We start from the raw sequence: 21,869 nt of genomic DNA, 5'->3' as shown, positions 1-21,869 counted from the left end.
TCCAGAAGCGCATCTTCTTCAGGGCCCCGGGGTGCCACCTGCGCAGTGCGCGGCGTCGAACCGCTCGCGTGCCGCCACCACCGCGCCGGCGTAGGACTCGACCCAGTCGCCGAGCGGGGCGATCCGTTCGGCCAGCGTGCGGCCGAGCGGCAGCAGCCCGTACACCACCCGCGGCGGGGTCTCCGGGTGGACGGTGCGCAGCACCAGGCCGTCCCGCTCCAGGGCGCGCAGGGACTGGGTGAGCATCTTGCGGCTGACCCCGCCGACCGAACGCTGCAGCTCGGAGAAGCGCTGCTCACCGCAGCTGTGCAGGCTCAGCACGAGCAGCAGGGACCACTTGTCGGCGAGCTCCGCGAAGACGTCCCGGCTGGGGCAGACGGCGGCGAAGATGTCGAACTCCTCGCCGGCCGCGGCACAGGAGGCCGCGGGTTCGGCGGTCGGGGCGGGGGTCTGCGGGGTGGCCATACCGCACAGGGTAACGCCGGCGGTCTCCAATCGGGAGTTGGTAACCATTGGAGACCTGGTCTACATTGGAGACCGTCAAGCCCGGCCGGGCCTTCCGAACGGCCGGGCCCCCGTCTGCCCTCTTCGAGGAGTCATCCCGCCATGACGACCGCCATCCGCCCCACCGTCGCCATCGCCTTCCACTCCGGCTACGGCCACACCGCCGTGCTGGCCGAGGCCGTGGCCCGCGGTGCCGCCGCAGCCGGTGCCGACACGGTGCAGATCGCCGTGGACACCATCACCGAGGAGCAGTGGGCGCAGCTGGACGCCGCCGACGCGATCGTCTTCGGTTCGCCGACCTACATGGGCACCGCCTCCGGCGCCTTCCACACCTTCGCCGAGGCCACCTCCAAGCGCTGGTTCGGCCAGGACTGGAAGGACAAGCTGGCCGCCGGCTTCACCAACTCCGCCTCGAAGAGCGGCGACAAGCTGCACACCCTGCAGTTCTTCACCGTGCTGGCCGCCCAGCACGGCATGCAGTGGGTGAACCTCGGCCTGCACCCGGGCTGGAACTCCACCACCGCCTCCGAGAACGACCTCAACCGCCTGGGCCTGTTCCTCGGCGCCGGCGCCCAGACCAACAACGACCAGGGCCCGGAGGGCGTCCACAAGGCCGACATCGCCACCGCCGAGCACCTCGGCGACCGGGTCGCCCGGCAGACCGCGATCACCCTCGCCGGCCGCGCCGCGCTGGCCGCCTGACGCGGCGCCGCACCGGCGGTCCGTCACCGCGCGGCCGCCGCACCCCCGTCCGGTGCCGGGGTGCGGCGGCCGTGCGCGTCCAGCTCCGTGCCGCGCGTCTCCGGCAGGCCCAGCAGGCACAGCAGGGACACCGCGCCGAGCCCCGCCAGGTACCAGCCGACCGGCACCGCCGTTCCGTACGCGGCGGTCAGCCGGGTCGCCACCAGCGGTGCGGTCGCCCCGCCGACCACCCCGGCCAGGTTGTACGTGAGGGCCGTCCCCGTGTAGCGCACCCGGGTCGGGAACAGCTCCGGCAGGCAGGCCGCCACCGGCCCCAGCATGGCCCCGAGCAGCGCCATCGCCCCCAGCAGGGCGAGCGCGATCCACCCCGTCCGACCGGTCTCCAGCAGCGGGAAGAGCAGCACCGACCAGCCGGCCGCCCCCGCCGTCGCGGCCAGCAGGGTCCGGCGGCGCCCGAAGCGGTCGCTGGCCCGGGCGCTCAGCACCACCGTGGCGCCCTTCAGCACCGAACCGGCCATCAGCAGGCCGAGCACCGGCGACCGGGGCACCCCGAGGTCCGCGGTGGCGTGCGCCAGCGCGTACGTCGTCGTCAGGTAGAACAGCGCGTACCCGGACATCACCGCGCCCGCGCCGAACAGCACCGGACGGGCGTGCCGGCGCAGCACCTCCGCCACCGGCACCCGGGGCCGCACCCGCTCCACCCGGAAGACCGGGCTCTCCGCCACCCGGAGCCGGACGAACAGCCCGACCGCCACCAGGGCCAGCGAGGCCAGGAACGGCACCCGCCAGCCCCAGGCGAGGAACGCCGCCTCGTCCAGCACCCCGTCGAGCAGCAGGAAGACCCCGGTCGCCAGGAAGAACCCGGCACAGGGGCCGAGTTGCAGCAGGCCGCCGTACCGGCCGCGGCGGCCCGGCGGGGCGTGCTCGGCGAGCAGCAGTGCCGCACCGCCCCACTCGCCGCCCAGGCCCAGCCCCTGGCAGAAGCGCAGCACGGTGAGCAGCACCGGCGCCCACACGCCCCACCGGCCGTGGTCGGGCAGCAGGCCGACCGCAGCCGTGGACAGGCCCATCAGCAGCAGCGACACCACCAGCACGGCCCGGCGGCCGAGCCGGTCGCCGAAGTGCCCGAAGAGCACGGCGCCCAGCGGGCGGGCCACGAAGGCCACCGCGTAGACGGAGAAGGCCGCGAGCAGCGCACCCGCCGAGCCCAGCCCGGGGAAGAACACCCGGCCGAAGACCAGGGCGGCGGCGGTGCCGTAGATGAAGAAATCGTAGAACTCGATGGCGGTTCCGAGGAGGGCCGCGGCGGCCACCCTGCGCAGAACGGCCGGGTCGGATGCCGATGGGGTGTCACTCGTCATGACGCCCACCCTGGCAAGGCGCTGACCTGCAAGGACAGCAGCGGCACGGGTGATTCGGAAGCGCACGGTCCGGCGGGAGCCGGGGTGGTGCGCCGGGCGGGCCGCGGCGGTATGGTGGCCGCTCCCGGATTCGAAAGGGCGCACGTGAGAGACGTGTTCGACGAGAACGGCGTGTTCGACAAGCTCTTTGCCGCGCTGTGCCTCGCCCTCAACCTGCTGCTGCTCGACCTCGGCGTCTCGCAGTACCGCCACGGCGGTTCTGCCGCCTGGGCGCTCTTCGCCGCGGCGCTGCTCCTCGGCACCGGCTACCAGACCGCCCGCCGGTTCCGGCCCAGGCGCTGAAAAGGGCGCCCCTTTCAGGGGCGCCCCCGGGCCGGCTCGGCGACTCAGACCTGCTCGGCGAGCTCCAGCCAGGCCATCTCCAGCTCCTCCTTCTCGTCGCGGACCTTGCGCAGCTGCGCGTCCAGTTCCGCGACCTTGGAGAAGTCGGCGGCGTGCTCCGCGAGCTGGGAGTGCAGCTTGGACTCCTGGTCGTCCAGCTTGGCGATCTGCCGCTCCAGCTTCTGCATCTCCTTCTTCGCCGCCCGGGTGTCCGCGGCGAGCTTCGCCGGTGCGGCCGGGGCCGCAGCGGCGGCAGGCGCGGCCGACTCGGCCATCCGGGCCCGGCGCTCCAGGTACTCGTCGACGCCGTTCGGCAGCATCCGCATCCGCCGGTCGCCGAGCAGCGCGTAGACGGTGTCGGTGGTGCGCTCGATGAAGAAGCGGTCGTGGCTGATCACGATCATCGAGCCGGGCCAGCCGTCGAGGAGGTCCTCCAGCTGGTTGAGGGTCTCGATGTCGAGGTCGTTGGTGGGCTCGTCGAGGAAGAGCACGTTGGGCTCGTCCATCAGCAGGCGCAGCAGCTGGAGGCGGCGGCGCTCACCGCCGGACAGGTCGCCGACCGGCGTCCACTGCTTGTCCTTGCCGAAGCCGAACTGCTCGCAGAGCTGACCGGCACTCATCTCCCGGCCCTTGCCGAGGTCGACGCGGCCGCGGACCTGCTCGACGGCCTGCAGTACCCGGGTCTGCGGGTCCAGCTCGGCGACCTCCTGCGAGAGGTACGCGAGCCGCACGGTCTTGCCGACCTTGATCACGCCGCCGGCCGGCTGCACGTCGCCCTCGGTCGCGTGGGCGGCCTGCATGGCCCGCAGCAGCGAGGTCTTGCCGGCGCCGTTGACGCCGAGCAGGCCGATCCGGTCGCCGGGGCCGAGCTGCCAGGTCAGGTGGTCCAGCAGGTGCTTGGGACCGGCCTTGATGCTCACGCCCTCGAGGTCGAAGACGGTGCGGCCGAGGCGGGCGTTGGCGAACTTCATCAGCTCGGACTTGTCCCGCGGCTCCGGCACGTCGGCGATCAGCGCGTTGGCCGCCTCGATCCGGTAGCGCGGCTTGGAGGTGCGGGCGGGTGCGCCGCGGCGCAGCCAGGCCAGCTCCTTGCGGGCCAGGTTCTGCCGCTTCTGCTCCTCGGTCGCCTCGATCCGGGAGCGCTCGGCGCGGGCGAAGACGTAGTCGGAGTAACCGCCCTCGTACTCGCGGACCTCGCCGCGCTGGACGTCCCACATCCGGGTGCAGACCTGGTCGAGGAACCAGCGGTCGTGGGTGACGCAGACCAGCGCCGAGCGGCGGGCCTGCAGGTGGCGGGCGAGCCAGGCGATGCCCTCCACGTCGAGGTGGTTGGTGGGCTCGTCCAGGACGATCAGGTCGGGCTCGCCGAGCAGCAGCTTCGCCAGCGCGATGCGGCGGCGCTCGCCGCCGGAGAGCGGGCCGATCACGGTGTCCAGGCCGTTGGCGAAGCCCGGCAGGTCGAGGCCGCCGAACAGGCCCTCGATGATGTCGCGGATCCGGGCGTCGCCGAGCCACTCGTGGTCGGCCCGGTCGGCGATCACCTCGTGCCGGATGGTGGCCGCCGGGTCGAGGGAGTCGTGCTGGGTGAGGACGGCCAGCTGCAGGCCGCCGGAGTGGGTGATCCGCCCGCTGTCCGGCTCCTCCAGCTTGGCGAGCATCCGGATCAGGGTGGTCTTGCCGTCGCCGTTGCGTCCGACGACGCCGATCCGGTCCCCCTCGCTGACGCCGAGGCTCACCCCGTCCAGCAGGGCACGGGTGCCGTACACCTTGCTGACGGACTCGATGGTGGCGAGGTTGACGGCCACTGCTGCTGCGCTCCTGGGAGGGGTCGGGAGGTGTCTCCGGCCACCCAGCCTAGTGGGAGGCGGGAACGTCCCGGCCCGGTGCTCCGGCGCGGTACCGTGCGAGGGTCGCAGCAGCGAACCGGAGAGCGGGAGGTGTGCGGTGACCGCGGTGGAGGACCGGCCGCAGATGCTGGCCGAGGAGTTCGAGCGCATCGCCCTGGCGGCCGAGCGCGAGGGTGTGCGGATGGAATTCATCCACGGGCGGCTGGGGGTCAAGGCAGTGCCGGACGGCGACCACGACGAGATCATCCGCTGGGTGATGGAGCAGTGCATGCAGCAGCGCCCCGACCTCTGGCTGTATCCCGAACGCGGACTGCGGGTGGAGACCTACCGCAAGGGCCACGCCAAGCCGGACGGAGTCCTGTCCCCGAAGGGCAGCTTCGCCGGCCAGGGCGAGTGGGCCGATGCCGACCGGGCCGTGATGGTGGTCGAGGTGACCTCGTACGACACCGACACCGACCGCCGCGACCGGGACGAGAAGCCGCGGGCCTACGCGGAGACCGGCATCCCGGTCTACCTGCTGGTCGACCGGGACAGCTGCGAGGTGCTGGTCCACAGCGAGCCCGAGGACGGGCAGTACGTGAGCCTGGTGCGGCGGCCGTTCGGCAAGACCGTCGTGCTGCCCGACCCGGTCGGGATCAGCCTGGACACCGAGCCGTTCAAGGCCTGGGTGCGCTGACCTCCGCCCCCGGGACGGGGCCGTGGGTGGCGTGGGCGGTGCGGCAGGTGCCGGAGGCCCGCAGGGCGGCGGCGACGGCGGCGGCCGACTCGGCGTCCTTGGCGAGGAAGGCGCAGGTCGGGCCCGATCCGGAGACCAGGGCGCCGATCGCGCCGGCCTCGGTGCCGGCCCGCAGGGTGTCGGCGAGCGAGGGCCGCAGCGAGAGGGCGGGTGCCTGCAGGTCGTTGGTGAGTGCGGCGGCCAGCGCCACCGGGTCGCCGGAGGCGAGGGCGGCGAGCAGGGCCGGGTCGGCGTCCGGGGTGGGGACGTCGGCCTCCGAGGAGCCGGTGCCGGCCTCCTCGCGGAGCCGGTCGCACTCGCGGAAGACCGCCGGGGTGGAGAGCCCGCCGTCGGCGACCGCGAACACCCAGTGGAAGGTGCCGGCCACCGGCAGCGCGTCCAGGATCTCGCCCCGGCCGCGGCCCAGCGCGACCCCGCCGAGCAGGGCGAACGGCACGTCGGAGCCGAGTTCGGCGGCGAGCTCCAGCAGGGTCTCGAACGGGGTGGCCAGGCCCCACAGCGCGTCGCAGGCGACCAGCGCGGCGGCGCCGTCCGCACTGCCGCCGGCCATGCCGCCGGCCACCGGGATGGCCTTGGCGATGTGCAGGTGGACGCCCGGCTCGGCGAGGCCGTGGTGCGCGGCGAGCAGCCGGGCCGCGCGGGCGGCGAGGTTGCTGTCGTCCAGCGGGACGGCGGCCGCGTCCGGCCCGGTGCAGGAGAGCATGACGCCCTCGGCCGGGGTGGCGGTCACCTCGTCGAACAGGCCGACGGCGAAGAAGACGTTGGCCAGGTCGTGGAAGCCGTCGGCACGCAGGCCGCCGACCCCCAGCTGGACGTTGACCTTGGCGGGGACGCGAACCGTGATCATTTCTGGGCCTCGGGCTTGTGCTCGGCGATGGCGGCGAACTGTTCGACCGTCAGCATCTCGCCGCGCAGCTTGTGGTCGATCCCGGCGGCGTGCAGCGCCTCCTCGGCGGCGGCCGGGGAGCCGGCCCAGCCGGCCAGCGCGGCCCGCAGGGTCTTGCGGCGCTGTGCGAACGCGGCGTCCACCACGGCGAAGACCTCCTCGCGGGAGGCGGCGGTCTTCGGCGGGTCCCGGCGGACGAGCGAGACCAGGCCGGAGTCGACGTTCGGCGCGGGCCAGAAGACGTTGCGGCCGATCGCCCCGGCCCGCTTCACCTCGGCGTACCAGTTGGCCTTCACCGAGGGCACGCCGTACACCTTGTTGCCCGGCTTGGCGGCGAGCCGGTCGGCGACCTCGCTCTGCACCATGACGAGGGTGCGCTCGATGCTCGGGAAGGTCTGCAGCATGTGCAGCAGCACCGGCACCGCGACGTTGTAGGGCAGGTTGGCGACCAGCGCGGTCGGCGCCGGGCCGGGCAGCTCGGTGACGTCCATGGCGTCGGAGAGCACCAGGTCGAAGTCCTTCGCCTTCTCCGGCATCCGGGAGGCGACGGTGTCCGGCAGGTGCCGGGCGAGCAGCGGGTCGATCTCCACCGCGGTGACGTGCGCGGCGACCTCCAGCAGCGCCAGCGTCAGCGAGCCGAGCCCGGGGCCGACCTCGACCACGCTGTCCTCGGCGGTCACCCCGCCCGCGCGGACGATCCGCCGCACGGTGTTGCCGTCGATGACGAAGTTCTGCCCGCGCTGCTTGGTCGGCTTCACGCCGAAGGCGGCGGCCAGCTCGCGGATGTCGGCCGCGCCGAGCAGGTGGTGGTCGGCGGCGGGTGCGGGATCGGTGCTGCTCACCCCGCAAGGATACGGGCGCCGGGGCGCCTCAGAGTTCGACGACCTGCTTGAGGTCGATCTCCACCGGGAACGGCACCGCCGTGACCAGCAGTCCTTCGTGGACGGCGACCGGCAGGTAGACGCCCCGCTCCCCGTCCAGCCGGAACTCGTGGACGACCGGGAGGTCGTCGTCGCCCCGCTCGACGCGCCAGTAGGAGGGGATCTTCTTCTCGGCGTACTGACCCGGCTTGCGGAAGCGGTCGTTCGTCCGGGTGCCGTGCGACACGACCTCCACCATCAGCACCACGACCTCCGGCGGAAGGCATTCCAGCTCGAAGACGTCGACGCCGGTCTTGTCGAAGACCACGACGTCCGGCTTCGTGGTGTTGTCCGGGTCGAGTAGCACACATCGCTCGGGCAGCACGCTGTACGGCGCTGTCCGCCCGGCGAAGAGCGCCCGCTCGATGCCGGAGCGCACCAGGTCATGCCAGAGATTCGTCTGCCCCCGCACCATGATGATTCCGTCCACCAGATCCCATTCGAACGGCAGATCGAGGTGCTTCGCCTGCTCGTACGTCCACTCCTGGGACATCGGGTGGTTCCAGTCGATCGGCTCGGCGGTCATCGCCACCTCCCTCACTGCACTCATGCTAACCAGCATGGGGGTGGCGCGAGGGTGCAGAAGCGTTCCGCCGGATTGCGACTTTCGTTCGAGCGGGTGACGGGTCAGTACCCGAAGGCGCGGGCGGTGTTCTCGGCGATCGCGGTGGCCATCTCGTCCTCGGCGATGCCGCGGTGGGCGGCCATGGCGCGGAGGGTGACCGGGATCAGGTAGGGGGCGTTGGGGCGGCCGCGGAAGGGGTGCGGGGTGAGGAAGGGGGCGTCCGTCTCGATCAGGACGCGGTCGAGCGGGGTCACCGCCAGGGCCTCGCGCAGGGCGTGGTTGGACTTGTAGGTGACCGGGCCGGCGAAGGAGAGGTACCAGCCGTGCTCGGCGCAGACCTTGGCCATCTCGGCGTCGCCGGAGTAGCAGTGGAAGACGGTGCGCTCGGGCGCGCCCTCCTCCAGCAGGAGGGCGATGACGTCCTCGTGGGCGTCCCGGTCGTGGATGACCAGGGCCTTGCCGCGCCGCTTGGCGATCTCGACGTGGCGGCGGAAGGACTCCTTCTGGATGTCCACGCCCTCGGGGCCGGTGCGGAAGTAGTCGAGGCCGGTCTCGCCGACCGCCTTGACCTGGGGCAGGGCGGCGAGGGCGTCGATCTCGGCGAGCGCCTCGTCGAGGGCGGCGGCCCCGCCGGGGGCCCGGTGCTGCCCGGACCAGCCGTCGGGGTCGCCGAGGAAGATCCGCGGTGCCTCGTTGGGGTGCAGGGCGACGGCCGCGTGCACGGCCTCGAACTCGGCGGCGAGGTCCGCCGCCCAGCGCGAGCCGCGCACGTCGCAGCCGACCTGGACGACGGTGGTCACCCCGACCGAAGCGGCCTTGGCGAGGCCCTCGGCGGGGGTGCCGTTCTGCATGTCCAGGTGGGTGTGCGAGTCGGCCACCGCCACGGCCAGGGGTTCCGGCAGCGGCGGCGGGGTCGACCGGTCGTCGTCCTTCTTGGCCATCAGGAGGCGGGCTTCTCTTCCAGGCGGGGGAACAGGATGTCGCCCTTGGTGACGGTGGCACCGGCGGGCAGCCGGCCCCAGTCGGCCACGGTCGCGATGGTCTGCGAGGCGAGGGTGCCGAGGGACTCCTCGGCGCCGAGCGACTCCCACAGCTTGGCGGCGGCGGTCGGCATCAGCGGGTTGAGCAGGACGGCGGTGGCGCGCAGCGCCTCGGCCGCGGTGTAGAGGATGGTCGCGAGGCGGGCCCGGCCCTCCTCGGAGGTGTCCTTGGCGACCTTCCACGGCTCCTGCTCGGTGAGGTAGCCGTTGACCAGCTTCACGAACTCGAAGATCGCGGCGATGCCGCCGGCGAAGTCCAGCTCCTCGCCGATCTTCAGGTCGGCCGCGGCCGCGGCCTTCGCCAGGCCGTCGACGACCGCCTGCTCGGCCTCGCCGGCAGCGGTGGCCGCGGGCAGCGCGCCCTCGTAGTACTTGCCGACCATGGCGGCCACGCGGGAGGCGAGGTTGCCGAAGTCGTTGGCGAGCTCGGAGGTGTACCGGGCGGTGAAGTCCTCCCAGGAGAACGAGCCGTCGGTGCCGAACGGGATCGCCCGCAGGAAGTAGTAGCGGTAGGCGTCCACGCCGAAGTGCGAGGTGAGGTCGGTGGGCGCGATGCCGGTCAGGTTGGACTTGGACATCTTCTCGCCGCCGACCATCAGCCAGCCGTTGGCGACGACCCGCTTGGGCAGCGGCAGGCCCGCGGCCATCAGCATGGCCGGCCAGATCACCGCGTGGAAGCGGAGGATGTCCTTGCCGACCAGGTGGACGGAGGCCGGCCAGAGCTCCTCGAAGCGGGCGTTGTCGGTGCCGTACCCGGCGGCGGTGATGTAGTTCTGCAGGGCGTCGACCCACACGTAGAGGACGTGCTTCTCGTCCCAGGGCAGCGGCACGCCCCAGTTGAAGGTGGAGCGGGAGATCGAGAGGTCCTGCAGGCCCTGCTCGACGAAGCGCAGCACCTCGTTGCGGGCCGAGGCGGGGGCGATGAAGTCCGGGTTGGCCGCGTAGAACTCCAGCAGCTTCGGGCCGTACGCGGAGAGGCGGAAGAAGTAGTTCTCCTCCTCCAGCCACTCGACCGGGCGCTTGTGGATCGGGCAGAGCTTCTCGTCCTCGGTGGCGCCGGGGAGCAGTTCGCCGGGGAGCTTGTACTCCTCGCAGCCGACGCAGTACGGGCCGGAGTAGCCGCCCTTGTAGATCTCGCCCTTGTCGAAGAGGTCCTGGACGAACTCCTGGACGCGGTCGGTGTGCCGCTTCTGGGTGGTGCGGATGAAGTCGTCGTTGGCGATGTTCAGGTGCTGCCAGAGCGGCTTCCAGGCCTCTTCGACCAGCTTGTCGCACCACTCCTGCGGGGTGACGCCGTTGGCGTCGGCGGTCCGCATGATCTTCTGGCCGTGCTCGTCGGTACCCGTGAGGTACCAGACGTTCTCGCCGCGCTGGCGGTGCCAGCGGGTGAGGACGTCGCCCGCGACCGTGGTGTACGCGTGGCCCAGGTGCGGGCGGTCGTTCACGTAGTAGATCGGGGTCGTGACGTAGTACGCCGAGCGCGGGGCGTCGGTGGTGCTGTGGTCTTCAGTGGCCGCCATGCCACGGAATCTTAGTCGCGCGAAGGAACCACCCTCGACCGATTACCGGCCCGGGGCGGCCCTCCGCCGCGGCCGGGGCGGGCCCGGCTCAGTCGGCGCGGTGGGTGAAGAAACCGAACCAGCGCCGCCGCGGCCCGGCCGGCACCGCCTGCTCCGGCTCCTCGGGTTCGGGGTGGCTCTGGTAGCCGGGGGCGTGGTGCACCTGGCCCTCGGCGCCGGCGACCCGCCCCTCCCGCATGATCCGGACCTTGTGGCCGCCGCAGCCCGGGCAGGTGGGCTCGCGCAGCGGCGAGGGGACGCGGACGCCGTTCGCCTTGTACTCGAAGACGATGCGGCCCTCCCGGTCCACGTGGTGCTCGATGTCGTACGCCTGCTCCCAGCCGTAGCCGCAGCTCAGGCACGCGAAGGAGTACGCCTCCCGGACGGTCTCGACCGTGGGGGGCCGTCGGGTGGTCAGTCCGACGCCGCTGGGCGTTTCGCCAGTCAGAGGGCTACCGATCGTCTCGCTCATAGCCGTCTCCCAGGTGCCCGCCGGACGGGCGTCCGGCTCGGGTCTTCCATCCCGGACCTTGCCCGCGCTGACGGGTTTCCCACCCGACTTGTCAAGTCTTGGACGTGCGTTGGGAAGACCTGTACGAAGCCGGTGCGCGCGGGGCACTCCCGGGGTGCTTCCCTCCACGGTACGCGCGGGACCCCCCGGGAGCACTCCTGGTCAGCCCGCGTTCTTCGCGGCCACCACGGCGTCGAAGACCTCGCGCTTGGGCAGGCCCAGCTCGGCGGCGACGGCGGCGATCGCCTCCTTGCGCCGCTCGCCGGCCTCCTCGCGGACGGCGACCCGGCGGGCCAGCTCGGCGGGGCCGACCTCCTCCGGGGCGGCCGGCGGGGCACCGGCCACGACGACGGTGATCTCGCCCTTGACGCCGTCGGCGGCCCAGGCGGCCAGCTCGGCCAGCGGGCCGCGGCGGACCTCCTCGTAGGTCTTGGTGAGCTCGCGGCAGACCGCGCCGGGGCGGTCGGCGCCGAAGGCCTCGGCCATGGCGGCGAGGGTCTCGGCGATCCGGTGCGGGGCCTCGAAGAAGACCATGGTGCGCGGCTCGGCGGCGATCGTCGCGAGCTGGCGGGCCCGGTCGCCGGCCTTGCGGGGCAGGAAGCCCTCGAAGGTGAAGCGGTCGACCGGCAGGCCGGAGAGGGCGAGTGCGGTGAGCACCGCGGAGGGGCCGGGGACGGCGGTGACCCTGATGCCGGCCGCGACGGCGGCGTCGACCAGGCGGTAGCCGGGGTCGGAGACCGAAGGCATGCCGGCGTCGGTGACCAGCAGTACCCGGGCGCCGCCGCGCAGCGCCTCGACCAGTTCGGGGGTGCGGGCGACCTCGTTGCCCTCGAAGTAGGAGACCACCCGGCCGGCGGGGGTCACTCCGAGGGCCTGGGTGAGCCGGCGCAGCCGCCGGGTGTCCTCGGCGGCGATGACGTCGGCGCCGGCCAGTTCGGTGAGCAGCCGGGGCGGGGCGTCGGTGACGTCGCCGATGGGGGTGCCTGCGAGAACGAGTACTCCTGTCACGGGCACCATCCTCCCAGGGCGGGCGGGCCACCGGGGCAGCCGGGCGAACGGTGACGAACCGGGCAGGTTCGCGGGGAGGACCGGAGGGGGCCTCCTGCCGCCGGGAACGCGCCCCTACGATGTGGCGCGTGAGCGGCGACACGTCATCCGAGGCGCCTGCGGGCGCGGACCACACCGACCAGGGCGGCGTGGCGCTGCTGAGCGCGGCCGCGGCGGCGCCCGGCGGCGCACCGGAGGCACCGGCCCTGCCGGGCCCCCGCGAGCCGGAGCCCGGGCGGTCCTTCTGGCAGCGCCGGCTCGACCGGTACGGCTACCGCGCCCCGGAGCCGGTGCCGGTGGCGGAGCGGCTGGTGCCGCCGATGCCGGACGGTCCCGGGGTGACACCCGACCGGGTGCCGCCCTCCCCCGTGCTGCTGCAGCTGGGGCTCGAGGTGCCCGCGGGGCTGTGGTCCTGGCTGTGTCGCTGGGCGGGCTGGATCGGCCCGCTGGCGGTGGCGGTCTTCGGCGGCCTGCTGCGGTTCTGGCACCTGGGCGCGCCGAAGGCGCTGATCTTCGACGAGACGTACTACGCCAAGGACGCGTACTCGCTCTGGAGGGGCGGCTACGAGACCAGCTGGGCGGACGACGCCAACAACCTGATCACCTCGGCGCACCCGACCGTCCCCTACCGGGTGGACCCGGCGTACATCGTGCATCCGCCGGTCGGCAAGTGGATCATCGGCCTGGGCGAGCAGATCTACGGCATGAACCCGGTGGGCTGGCGGTTCATGACGGCCGTGCTGGGCACCCTGTCGATCCTGATGATCGCCCGGATCGGCCGGCGGCTGTTCCGCTCGACCTTGCTGGGCTGCGTGGCGGGCCTGCTGCTGGCGGTCGACGGCCTGCACTTCGTGATGAGCCGGGCGGCCCTGCTCGACCTGGTGGTGATGTTCTGGTTCCTGGCGGCGTTCGGCTTCCTGCTGCTGGACCGCGACCGCACCCGGGGGATCGTCGCCCGCAGACTGGAGACCCGGCCCGGCGGGGACTGGCTGTTCCTCGGCTGGCGGCCGTACCGGCTGGCGGCGGGCGTCTCGCTGGGCCTGATGACCGCGACCAAGTGGAGCGGCCTGTACGCGCTGCTGGCGTTCGCCGTGCTCGGCGTGGTGTGGGACGCCTCCGCCCGCAGGGCGGCCGGCAACCGGCAGTGGCTGCTGTGGGGCCTGTTCGACGCGCTGGTGGCGCTCCCGCTGCTGTTCGTGGTCACCGTCGGCGTGTACGTGGCCTCCTGGACGGGCTGGTTCATGAGCAGCACCGAGCCCGGCAAGGGCGGCTACGGCCGGGACTGGGCGGTGCACCGCGCCGGGCTGTCGCCGGACGCGGTGATGGGGCTGCCGCTGCCGCAGTTCGACATGAGCTGGGTGCCGGCCGGGCTGCGCGGCCTGTGGCACTACCACGCCACCATGTACGACTTCCACGTCCACCTGACCAGCCCGCACACCTACCAGTCGAACCCGTGGAGCTGGCTGCTGCTCGGCCGGCCGGTGTCCTTCTTCTACGAGTCCCCGAAGGCGGGCCAGGCGGGCTGCACGGCCGCCGAGTGCGCCCGCGAGGTGCTGGGCATCGGCACCCCGGTGCTGTGGTGGGCGGGCATCGCCGCGCTGGCGTACTGCCTGTACCGGTGGGCGCTGCGGCGGGACTGGCGGGCCGGGGCGGTGCTGTGCGGCGTGGCGGCCGGCTACCTGCCGTGGTTCGGCTACCAGCAGCGGACGATCTTCCTGTTCTACGCGGTCGCGTTCGTGCCGTTCCTGGTGCTCGCGGTGACCATGATGATCGGCGCCCTGCTGGGCCCGGCCGGGGCGGGCCGGGACCGGCGGCTGATCGGCGGCGCGGCGGCCGGCCTGCTCGTGTTCGCCGTCATGTGGAACTTTTTGTACTTCTACCCCCTGTATACGGGTGAGACGATCCCGATGGACGACTGGCGTTCCCGGATGTGGTTCACCAGCTGGATCTGACCGATCGCGGGCACGGATGTGCCATCTGTGACCGAAGTGTCGTAGGTGCACGCATGTTCCGTGTTCTACCGTGGTGCGGTCTGCCATCGGCTGAACACTGGGGGGAACCGTGCACAGGGGCGTGAAGATCGGAATCGGCACCGTCGTCGCGGCGATGGTCGCCGTCGGCGGGTACGGCGTGTACAACATCGCCGACGCGCTGACCGGGAACGACAAGCCCAAGGGCCCGCGGACGGTGGTCGCCGGGTCGCCGAGCGACGAGCAGGCCGCGAACGCCGCCAAGGCGTTCCTCGCGGCCTGGGCCAAGGGGGACCTGGAGGCGGCCGGCGAGCAGACCGACCGGCCCGACACCGCCAATGCGGAGCTCGCCGCCTTCCGGGACAAGCTGAAACCGACCGCGATCACCCTCACCGCGGGCGGCCCGGCCGCCGCCCCGGCGGGCGCACCCGTCCAGGACTCGGCCAACGCGGCCAAGCCGGTGATGCGGGGCTTCTCCGCCAAGGTCGAGTTCGCGGGCAGCGGCAAGGCCTGGACGTACGAGGGCGTGCTGCCGCTGGTGAAGATGAGCGACGGCAAGGCCGCCGTGCAGTGGAGCCCCGCGGTCGTCCACCCGCACATGGCCACCGGCCGGACGATCGACGTGAAGCCGGTCTTCGCGCAGGCCTCCGAGGTCACCGACCGCAACGGAAAGCCCCTGACGGCCTTCCCGTCGCTGAACGGTCTGCTGGAGGGTTTCAAGAAGGGGACGGACGGCGACCCGGCGGGCGCCGGCAGCGCGGTGGTGATCACTGGCGCGCCCAAGCCCGAGCAGCTCTTCGTGATCACCGAGCCCAAGCCGGTGCCCTCGGTGAAGCTGACCCTGGACGCCAAGCTGCAGCAGGCCGCCGAGGAGGCGGTCAAGGAGCAGTCCAAGGGCGGCGCCCACAAGGCCTCGCTGGTCGCGATCGAGCCGAGCACCGGCAACATCCTGGCGTTCGCCAACGCCCCGCTCGGCGGCCAGAACCGCGCCTTCGCCGGCGGCACCGCGCCCGGCTCCACCATGAAGGTGGTCACCGGGGCCGCGCTGCTGGAAGCCGGCGTCACCCCGCAGAGCACGGTGGCCTGCCCGTCGTCCACCACGGCCGGCGGCCAGCCGGTCAAGAACGACTTCGACGGCGAGCACCCCTCCTACACGTTCAAGGACGACTTCGCGCAGTCCTGCAACACCGCCTTCATCAACGAGGGCAACAAGCGGCTCAAGGCCGACTCCCTGCCGAAGATCGCCAAGGAGGTCTTCGGGCTGGGTCTGGTCTGGCACACCGGTCTGGAGAACTTCGACACCGACATCCCGGTGCCGTCCAACATCAACGGCGCGCTGCCGGAGTTCATCGGCCAGGGTGCGATCCGCACCAACCCGCTGGCGATGGCCTCCGTCTCGGCCACCGTGCAGAGCGGGACGTTCCACCAGCCCGTCCTGATCGCCGGCAAGAAGGACATCGCCACGGCCTCCCGGCAGCTCAGCTCCTCGGTGCTGAGCGACCTGCGGTCGCTGATGCGCGCCGTGGTGACCGAGGGCACCGCCAAGGACGCCGTGGCCGGGATCCCCAACGTCTACGCCAAGACCGGCACCGCGGAGATCGACGGCAAGGACACCAACAGCTGGTTCACCGCCTACCGCGGGAACCTGGCGGTCGCCGCCGAGGTCGAGGGCGGCGGCCACGGCTCCCAGGCGGCCGCCCCGGCCGCGGCCAAGCTGCTGCGCATCGGCAACAACTGACGGGAGCACCCGGCGGCCGGGCGACCTCCCGGCCGCTCAGCCCCGGCCGTAGACGGCGGTGACGTTGTCGACGGCCGGGCGGGTGCGGCCGGCCGGGCCCGCGGCGAAGGCCTTCAGGACGTTCTCGGTGACCCGGCGCACCAGGTCGCCGGTCCGGGCGTCCATGCCGTGGTTGCCCCGGCCGCCGGGGCCCTGGGCGTCGAGCGCCTCCACCCAGCGCATGGTGCCGCTGGCGAACACCCCGGCCCCGCTCGGCGCCGTCCAGTAGGCGGTGTCGGCGAAGGACCGGCGGCCGTCGCAGACCACCGGCGAGTGGGCGACGATCTCGATCGGGCGCGGGGTGGGGAAGCCGGTGTTCACCCGGTCGTACTCGACGCCGACCAGGTGCGGGAAGGAGTCGCCCGCCTTCGCCCCGGTGCCCTCGAACACCCAGTGGCCGGGGGCGGTGACCACGTACGGGGCGTCCACCGGGTAGCCGTCGTAGATCACCCCCAGCAGGGAGCTCTCCGGGTCGGCGTCGGGGGCGTCCCGGAAGTCGTTGGTGGCGGGTCGGCCGGCACGGCGGCCCGGGTCGTCCTTCCAGGCGCCCTTGTAGCAGACCACGATCCGGTCCGGGCCGAGCTCGGAGGGCTCGTGGCGGACCCGGCGGAAGCAGCAGTTCGCGCCGAGCACCGCCAGGTTGGTGCCGGCGTCCCGGGCCGCGGCGACGTGCGCGCGCTGCTCCGGCGACCAGTACTCGTCGTGGCCGAGCGAGAGCACCGCCGTGGCGCCGCGCAGCAACTGCGGGTCGCGGGCCAGGTCGACGGTGGTGGTGTACGCCAGCGGCAGGCCGAGCCGCTCGGCCAGCGCGATCAGCGGCGCCTCGTACACCAGGAACAGCCCGGCGCCGTCGGCGTAGCGGTACGGGCGGTCGAAGGTGACCTGCAGGGAGCGGGTGGCCAGGCCGCCGGTGGGGCCGTTGTACAGGTTGTGGCCGCCCCACTCGTTGTAGGCCTGCCAGGTGGTGACCGCGTTGACCACCACCGTCCGGCCGGCGGTGGCGCGGGAGCGGACGGTGACCGGGACGAACCGGCTGCCGGAGCCGTCCTCGGCGTCCAGCCGCAGCAGGTAGCTGCCCTCGGGCCAGCCGCGGGTCTGCACGGTGGCGCTGCGCCGCCAGCCGGCGCGGACCATGCGGGTGCCGGCGTCGACGGTGGGGGCGGCCTGGCGGGTGCCCGGCAGCGGGTCGGAGTGCCAGACGAGCCGGGCGCGGGCGCCGCCGTACCAGCCCATCCGGTAGGCGCGGACGCGGAACGCCGGGGCGGTGGTCGACACGTACAGCCCGAAGGGCTCGCCGGGCAGGACGCTCACCCGGTCGGCGAAGCCCTCGATCGCCTCGGGCGCGCCGGGCTTGTCGATGCGCCAGTCGGCGTCCCCGGGCAGGGCGTTCTCGGCGGCGGTCGAGGACGGCGCGGGACGGGCCGCCGACGACTGCGGGGGCGGTGCGGTGCGCCCGTCCGAGGAGGCGGGCGAGGGGGCGCAGCCGGCCGGGCCCGCGGTGGCGGCCCCGACCGCCGCAGCGCCCGCCGCCAGCCCCAGGAAGCGCCGCCGGGCCGTGCCCGCCGGGCCGTCGCTCTGCGCCATCCGTCGCCCTCCGTCGTCCGCCCGTGGTTCCGCCGCCACGAGTTTTGTGGATCATCGTGGCGTACGGCGCGGGGCGCGCCGGACGGCGGGGTCAGACCTGGACGAGTCCGCTGCGCGGGGGCAGCGCGGCCGCCTCCGGTGGTTTCCAGGTCAGGGTGCGGGAGGCCAGCCGGGGCCAGATCACCAGCACCGCGGGCAGCGCCAGGTAGCCGAACCGGCCGGCCGGGGCGAGCACGAACGCTATGGCCAGGCCGGCCGCGAGCAGGTCGCAGGCGGCGATCGCCGAGGTCGGCGGGTAGGCCAGCAGCCAGAGCGCGACGGCCAGGCCGCCGAGGCAGAGCAGGCTGAGCGAGATGGTGTGCCCGACCGGGCCGAACCCGGCGAGGATCTTGCCGGGCAGCGGGCTGCCGGCCGGGGTCTGCACCGCCGCCAGGCCCAGCGGGAAGCGGACGACCTGCTCGCGCATCTCGGCGCCGTCGGCCACCGCGAACGGCAGCACCACCAGGGTGGCGGCGCCCACCGCGATGCCCGCGGCGCCGGCGGCCGGGCGCCGCCCGTACAGCCGCCAGATCAGCAGGGCGGCGACCGGCAGCGCCGGCCAGGCCGTCCATTTGAGGGTGCAGGCGAGGGCCAGCACCACACCGGCGCCGACCGTCCGGCCGCGGGCGGCGAGCGCCATGGCCAGGCAGCAGACGCCGATCAGCGGCAGGTCGACGCCGCCGACGGCGAGGGCGAGGCCGATCAGCGGCGAGGCGGTGAGCGCGGCGAGCGGCAGCAGCGGGGCGCGGTCCTGCGCGGGCCGCAGCAGCCACCAGCTGCCGAGCATGCACCCGAGGAAGGTCAGCGCGAACCAGATCCGGGCGTCGCCGAGGAGCTGGGTCACCGGTCCTGCGCTGCCGAGGACCGCCCGCGGCATGCCGAACAGCGTCATCGTCGGCAGGTACGGGTTGTAGTCGGCCGGCCGCACCGGGTCGGCGAGGTACGGGTCGCCGGAGTTCAGCAGCAGGTGGGCGGAGCGTTCGACCACCATCACCTCGGACTGGTGGCGCCCGTGCACGGCGAGCAGGACGAGCGGCAGCAGTACCGCGCCGACCAGCGCCACCGAGGCGGCCGCGCGCGGCCCGTACCGGCGCGGCAGCACCAGGCAGAGCAGCCCGGCGAGTCCGTAGGCGGGGGCCGCCAGGGTGCCCCAGAAGATCTGGTTCGACAGGTCGGAGACGAGCGGGAAGGCCGCGGCCCAGCCGGCTGCGACGGCGCAGCCGAGCAGTTGGACGCCGCGGTGGGCGACCAGCCGGCGGGCCGCCGGGCGCTCGTCCGACCGTGGTCCGGGCACCCGGGGAACGGGTGCCCGGCCGGCGCCGGGCTCGGCACGGCGCCGGAGCGCACGGCGCGCGGGCCGTGGCCGGTCGGACATCCGGGGGCTCACCATGGCAGAGAGGGTATGGGCTGAGTGGGTCGGTGTCCCGGTGCCCCGACGGTTGATGGTGTGCGTCCTGCCACAACGGAGCGGGTGGCACCCGGTGCCGCTGCGGCGGTGCGGGCAGGTCCGGGCTCCGGCGGGGGCGGCCGGGCGGTTGTCCGGGGTGTCCGGGGGTCAGCCTCCGGCGAGCACCGCCTGCAGGACCGAACGGGCGATGGGCGCGGCCAGGGAGCCGCCGGTGACGTCGGTGGCCTTGCTGTCGGCGATCACCACGGCGACCGCGACCGGGGGCACCCCGCCGGTGTCCGGGCGGGCCCAGCCGATGAACCAGGCGTAGGGGGTGTCGCCGTTGCCGGTGCCGTGCTGGGCGGTGCCGGTCTTGCCGCCGACGGTCGCGCCGGGGATGCGGGCTCTGCGGCCGGTGCCCTCCTCGACCACGTCGACCATCAGCTGCTGGACCTGGGCGGCGACGCCCGGGCTCATCGCCTGCCGGTAGAGCTCCGGGTGCATGACCTGGACGGCGGTGCCGTCGCTGCGGGTCAGCTTGTCCACGAGCTGTGGATGCATGACGGTGCCGTTGTTGGCGACCCCGGCGGCCACCATCGCCATGACCAGCGGGGTGGCGGCGGTGTCGTACTGGCCGATGGAGGAGAGCGCGACCTGCGAGGCGTTCATCCGGGTGTCGAAGTTCGACCGGGCGGCGCGCACCGGGACGTCCAGCGAGGCGTCGTTGAAGCCGAAGGACGCGGCGGTGGACGCCATCCGCTCCAGCCCGACCTGGACGCCGAGCCAGCCCATGGTGCTGTTGCAGGAGTTCACCATCGCCTCGTCCAGCGAGAGGCCGGCCTCGTCGCAGGCGCGGCTGTCGTTGACCAGCTCGGTGGTGGTGCCGGGCATCACGTACGGGTAGGGCGCGCCGGTCGGGGCGTGGATGTCGCGGACGGCGCCGGCGGAGAGGGCGGCCGTGGCGGTGACCACCTTGAAGGTGGAGCCGGGCGGGTAGATCTGCCGCAGCGCCCGGTTGAGCATCGGCTGATCGGTGTCGGCGCGCAGCCTCGTCCAGGCCTCGCGGTCGGCGGCGGAGGACCCGGCGAAGCTCCCCGGGTCGTAGGAGGGGGTGCTGGCGAGGGCGAGGATGCGGCCGGTGGCCGGTTCGATCGCGGCGACGGCGCCCTGCTGGCGGCCGAGGCCGCGCAGGGCGGCCTGCTGCGCGGCCGGGTCGATGGTGGTGTGGACGTCGCCGCCGGGGTTCTGCCGGCGGGCGACGGCGTCCCACACCGCCCAGCTGGACAGCCGCTCGTCGGCCCCGGACAGCAGGTCGTCGTAGATGCCCTCCAGCTGGCTGTTGCCGTAGACCTGGGAGGCGTAGCCGGTGACGGCGGCGAAAGCGGGGCCGTCGGTGTAGGTGCGCTTGTAGTCGTAGCGGCCGCCGGTCGGGGTGGAGCCGGTGACCGGCTCGCCCGCCACCAGGACGTTGCCGCGCGGCTGGTCGTAGCGTTCGACGGTGAGGCGCTGGTTGGCCTTGTTGTGGTTGAGCGCGTCGGCCTGGAAGATCTGCACCCGGGTGGCCTGGGCGGCCAGGGCGACGATCAGCAGCAGACAGAAGGTGCCGGCCCGGCGGCCGGTGGTGGAGATGCCGGGGCGGGTCTGCCCGTTGTCGCCGCGCCGGTTCACGTCCGGCTCCCCGGGCGGGGGCGGCGGGCGGTGTCGCTCATCCGCACCAGCAGCGCCACGATGATCCAGTTGGTGACCACCGAGGAGCCGCCCTGGGCGACGAAGGGCAGGGTCATCCCGGTCAGCGGGATCAGTGCGAGCACGCCGCCTGCCACCACGAAGACCTGCAGGCCGACGATGGCGGCCAGGCCGATCGCCAGCAGCCGCCCGAACGGGTCCCGCAGGGCCAGGCCGGTGGCGAAGCCGCGCGAGACCAGCAGCGCGTAGAGCAGCAGCACGGCGGTCAGCCCGGTCAGGCCGAGCTCCTCCCCCACGGTGGCGAGGATGAAGTCGGACTTGGCGGCGAAGCCGATCAGGATGGAGTGGCCGAGGCCGAGGCCCGCACCGAGCAGCCCGCCCCAGGCGAAGGCGAACAGCGACTGGGCGATCTGGTTGGGGCCCTGCCCGGCGGCGATCGAGCCGAGCGGGTCCAGCCAGTCGGTGACCCTGCCGTGCACGTGCGGCAACAGCCGTCCCACGCCGAAGGCGCCGACGGCGGCGAGGAACAGCCCGATCGCGATCCAGCCGCTGCGTGCGGTCGCCACGTAGAGCATCACCACGAACAGGCCGAAGAACAGCAGCGAGGTGCCGAGGTCGGTCTCCAGCACCAGGACGCCGACGAACGCCGCCCAGACCACCAGCACCGGGCCGAGCACCCGGCCGCGCGGGAGCTGGAACCACAGGATGCGGCGGCCGGTCAGCGCGAGCGCGTCCCGGTGGCCGGCGAGGTAGGCGGCGAAGAACACCGCGAGCAGGATCTTCGCGAACTCGCCCGGCTGGATGGAGAAGGCGCCGACGGTGATCCAGATCCGCGAGCCGTAGACCGGCGGGAAGAACACCGGCAGCACCAGCAGCACCAGGGCGGCCAGCGCGCAGATGTAGGCGTACCGCTGGAGCACCCGGTGGTCGCGCAGCACCACCACCGCCGTCAGGAAGAGCGCCACCCCGATCGCCGACCACAGCAGTTGGGAGAGGGCCGTGGAGGAGCCCGGTGTCGCGCGGTCCAGGCGGTAGATGACGACCAGTCCGATGCCGTTCAGCAGCACCGCGATGGGCAGCAGCAGCGGGTCCGCGTACGGGGCGCGCCAGCGGACGGCGGCGTGCGCGACCAGCGCCAGCCCGCCGAGCGCCGCGCCGTAGGTCGCGGCGTCGGGCGGCGGCCGGCCGTCGATGTTCACACCGACCTCGACGTAGCCGAACACCGCGATCAGCACCGCCCCGACGACCAGCAGCAGCTCGGTGGTGCGCCGGGTCGGGGGCATCGGGGCCGCGGTGGGCGGTGCGGCCGCCGGGGTGGTGGGTGTGGCCACGGCCGTCCTCGCAGGCGGGCGGGTCGGCGGCCGCCC

The 21,869-nt window shown here is 73.5% G+C and carries 19 protein-coding genes; 5 read left to right on the top strand and 14 right to left on the bottom strand.

Features of this window, described 5'->3' with window-relative positions; all coding sequences use genetic code 11:
- Positions 1-18: 18 nt before the first annotated feature.
- Positions 19-465 (bottom strand): helix-turn-helix domain-containing protein, encoded by a 447-nt coding sequence (locus AB0M03_RS30010; protein WP_363496885.1) that lies wholly within the window; start codon positions 463-465, stop codon positions 19-21.
- Positions 466-606: 141 nt separating this feature from the next.
- Between AB0M03_RS30010 and AB0M03_RS30005 the strand changes: the two genes are divergently transcribed.
- Positions 607-1,206, top strand: coding sequence for a flavodoxin family protein (locus tag AB0M03_RS30005; RefSeq protein WP_363496882.1), 600 nt, complete (start codon positions 607-609; stop codon positions 1,204-1,206).
- Between the two features lie 23 nt (positions 1,207-1,229).
- Here AB0M03_RS30005 and AB0M03_RS30000 read toward each other — a convergent pair whose 3' ends face one another.
- Positions 1,230-2,567, bottom strand: a complete 1,338-nt coding sequence (locus AB0M03_RS30000) for an MFS transporter (RefSeq protein ID WP_363496879.1) — start codon at positions 2,565-2,567, stop codon at positions 1,230-1,232.
- A gap of 144 nt (positions 2,568-2,711) precedes the next feature.
- On the opposite strand from AB0M03_RS30000, the gene AB0M03_RS29995 reads away from it, so the two are divergent.
- On the top strand, positions 2,712-2,909 hold the full coding sequence (locus tag AB0M03_RS29995; protein WP_363496876.1) for a hypothetical protein: 198 nt from the start codon (positions 2,712-2,714) through the stop codon (positions 2,907-2,909).
- Positions 2,910-2,953: 44 nt separating this feature from the next.
- On the opposite strand, the gene AB0M03_RS29990 is transcribed toward AB0M03_RS29995, so the two are convergent.
- Positions 2,954-4,753, bottom strand: a complete 1,800-nt coding sequence (locus AB0M03_RS29990) for an ABC-F family ATP-binding cassette domain-containing protein (protein ID WP_363496873.1) — start codon at positions 4,751-4,753, stop codon at positions 2,954-2,956.
- Between the two features lie 139 nt (positions 4,754-4,892).
- On the opposite strand from AB0M03_RS29990, the gene AB0M03_RS29985 reads away from it, so the two are divergent.
- Positions 4,893-5,471 carry a Uma2 family endonuclease gene (locus AB0M03_RS29985; protein WP_363496871.1) on the top strand — a complete coding sequence of 193 codons (579 nt, stop codon included), beginning with the start codon at positions 4,893-4,895 and terminating at the stop codon, positions 5,469-5,471.
- Here the strand turns inward: AB0M03_RS29985 and AB0M03_RS29980 are convergent.
- From AB0M03_RS29980 to rsmI, 7 genes are all read right to left on the bottom strand, one after another.
- Complete coding sequence (locus AB0M03_RS29980; RefSeq protein ID WP_363496868.1) at positions 5,452-6,378, bottom strand: 4-(cytidine 5'-diphospho)-2-C-methyl-D-erythritol kinase; 927 nt, start codon at positions 6,376-6,378, stop codon at positions 5,452-5,454. The genes AB0M03_RS29985 and AB0M03_RS29980 overlap by 20 nt on opposite strands.
- The gene (rsmA, locus tag AB0M03_RS29975; RefSeq protein ID WP_363496865.1) at positions 6,375-7,259 is read right to left on the bottom strand and encodes a 16S rRNA (adenine(1518)-N(6)/adenine(1519)-N(6))-dimethyltransferase RsmA; all 885 of its coding nucleotides are present in this window, start codon (positions 7,257-7,259) and stop codon (positions 6,375-6,377) included. The genes AB0M03_RS29980 and rsmA overlap by 4 nt, the downstream gene beginning before the upstream one ends.
- 28 nt (positions 7,260-7,287) lie before the next feature.
- Complete coding sequence (locus tag AB0M03_RS29970) at positions 7,288-7,887, bottom strand: Uma2 family endonuclease (protein WP_363496862.1); 600 nt, start codon at positions 7,885-7,887, stop codon at positions 7,288-7,290.
- A 77-nt stretch (positions 7,888-7,964) separates the two neighbouring features.
- Positions 7,965-8,843: a TatD family hydrolase gene (locus AB0M03_RS29965; RefSeq protein ID WP_363496859.1), complete on the bottom strand. Its 879-nt coding sequence runs from the start codon at positions 8,841-8,843 to the stop codon at positions 7,965-7,967.
- Positions 8,843-10,462, bottom strand: a complete 1,620-nt coding sequence (gene metG / locus AB0M03_RS29960) for a methionine--tRNA ligase (RefSeq protein ID WP_363496856.1) — start codon at positions 10,460-10,462, stop codon at positions 8,843-8,845. Before metG ends, AB0M03_RS29965 begins: the two co-directional genes overlap by 1 nt.
- Before the next feature lie 88 nt (positions 10,463-10,550).
- A complete protein-coding gene (locus AB0M03_RS29955) occupies positions 10,551-10,973 on the bottom strand; it encodes a hypothetical protein (RefSeq protein WP_363496853.1) in 423 nt (140 codons plus the stop codon).
- A gap of 201 nt (positions 10,974-11,174) precedes the next feature.
- Positions 11,175-12,020, bottom strand: a complete 846-nt coding sequence (rsmI, locus tag AB0M03_RS29950) for a 16S rRNA (cytidine(1402)-2'-O)-methyltransferase (protein WP_363496850.1) — start codon at positions 12,018-12,020, stop codon at positions 11,175-11,177.
- Positions 12,021-12,139: 119 nt separating this feature from the next.
- On the opposite strand from rsmI, the gene AB0M03_RS29945 reads away from it, so the two are divergent.
- The gene (locus AB0M03_RS29945; protein WP_363496847.1) at positions 12,140-14,011 is read left to right on the top strand and encodes a phospholipid carrier-dependent glycosyltransferase; all 1,872 of its coding nucleotides are present in this window, start codon (positions 12,140-12,142) and stop codon (positions 14,009-14,011) included.
- Between the two features lie 121 nt (positions 14,012-14,132).
- The gene (locus AB0M03_RS29940; protein WP_363496844.1) at positions 14,133-15,767 is read left to right on the top strand and encodes a penicillin-binding transpeptidase domain-containing protein; all 1,635 of its coding nucleotides are present in this window, start codon (positions 14,133-14,135) and stop codon (positions 15,765-15,767) included.
- A 36-nt stretch (positions 15,768-15,803) separates the two neighbouring features.
- On the opposite strand, the gene AB0M03_RS29935 is transcribed toward AB0M03_RS29940, so the two are convergent.
- From AB0M03_RS29935 to AB0M03_RS29920, 4 genes are all read right to left on the bottom strand, one after another.
- On the bottom strand, positions 15,804-17,390 hold the full coding sequence (locus AB0M03_RS29935) for a N,N-dimethylformamidase beta subunit family domain-containing protein (RefSeq protein WP_363496841.1): 1,587 nt from the start codon (positions 17,388-17,390) through the stop codon (positions 15,804-15,806).
- Positions 17,391-17,481: 91 nt separating this feature from the next.
- Positions 17,482-18,723, bottom strand: a complete 1,242-nt coding sequence (locus tag AB0M03_RS29930; protein ID WP_363496839.1) for a hypothetical protein — start codon at positions 18,721-18,723, stop codon at positions 17,482-17,484.
- Between the two features lie 261 nt (positions 18,724-18,984).
- Positions 18,985-20,445, bottom strand: coding sequence for a penicillin-binding transpeptidase domain-containing protein (locus AB0M03_RS29925; RefSeq protein ID WP_363496905.1), 1,461 nt, complete (start codon positions 20,443-20,445; stop codon positions 18,985-18,987).
- Positions 20,446-20,480: 35 nt separating this feature from the next.
- Positions 20,481-21,785, bottom strand: coding sequence for an FtsW/RodA/SpoVE family cell cycle protein (locus tag AB0M03_RS29920; protein WP_363496902.1), 1,305 nt, complete (start codon positions 21,783-21,785; stop codon positions 20,481-20,483).
- Between the last annotated feature and the right edge of the window lie 84 nt (positions 21,786-21,869).

The organism is Kitasatospora sp. NPDC051914 (assembly GCF_040680995.1).
In the GTDB taxonomy this organism is placed as follows: domain Bacteria; phylum Actinomycetota; class Actinomycetes; order Streptomycetales; family Streptomycetaceae; genus Kitasatospora.
The sequence above is the reverse complement of the archived record's forward strand: the minus strand, read 5'-3'. Positions and strand labels throughout refer to the sequence as shown.

Coding starts and splice junctions, on each gene's coding strand:
- AB0M03_RS30010 (WP_363496885.1), bottom strand. CDS start 465: ATGGCCACCCCGCAGACCCCCGCCCCGACCGCCGAACCCGCGGCCTCC.
- AB0M03_RS30005 (WP_363496882.1), top strand. CDS start 607: ATGACGACCGCCATCCGCCCCACCGTCGCCATCGCCTTCCACTCCGGC.
- AB0M03_RS30000 (WP_363496879.1), bottom strand. CDS start 2,567: ATGACGAGTGACACCCCATCGGCATCCGACCCGGCCGTTCTGCGCAGG.
- AB0M03_RS29980 (WP_363496868.1), bottom strand. CDS start 6,378: ATGATCACGGTTCGCGTCCCCGCCAAGGTCAACGTCCAGCTGGGGGTC.
- AB0M03_RS29970 (WP_363496862.1), bottom strand. CDS start 7,887: ATGAGTGCAGTGAGGGAGGTGGCGATGACCGCCGAGCCGATCGACTGG.
- AB0M03_RS29965 (WP_363496859.1), bottom strand. CDS start 8,843: ATGGCCAAGAAGGACGACGACCGGTCGACCCCGCCGCCGCTGCCGGAA.
- metG (WP_363496856.1), bottom strand. CDS start 10,462: ATGGCGGCCACTGAAGACCACAGCACCACCGACGCCCCGCGCTCGGCG.
- AB0M03_RS29955 (WP_363496853.1), bottom strand. CDS start 10,973: ATGAGCGAGACGATCGGTAGCCCTCTGACTGGCGAAACGCCCAGCGGC.
- AB0M03_RS29945 (WP_363496847.1), top strand. CDS start 12,140: ATGTGGCGCGTGAGCGGCGACACGTCATCCGAGGCGCCTGCGGGCGCG.
- AB0M03_RS29935 (WP_363496841.1), bottom strand. CDS start 17,390: ATGGCGCAGAGCGACGGCCCGGCGGGCACGGCCCGGCGGCGCTTCCTG.
- AB0M03_RS29920 (WP_363496902.1), bottom strand. CDS start 21,785: ATGCCCCCGACCCGGCGCACCACCGAGCTGCTGCTGGTCGTCGGGGCG.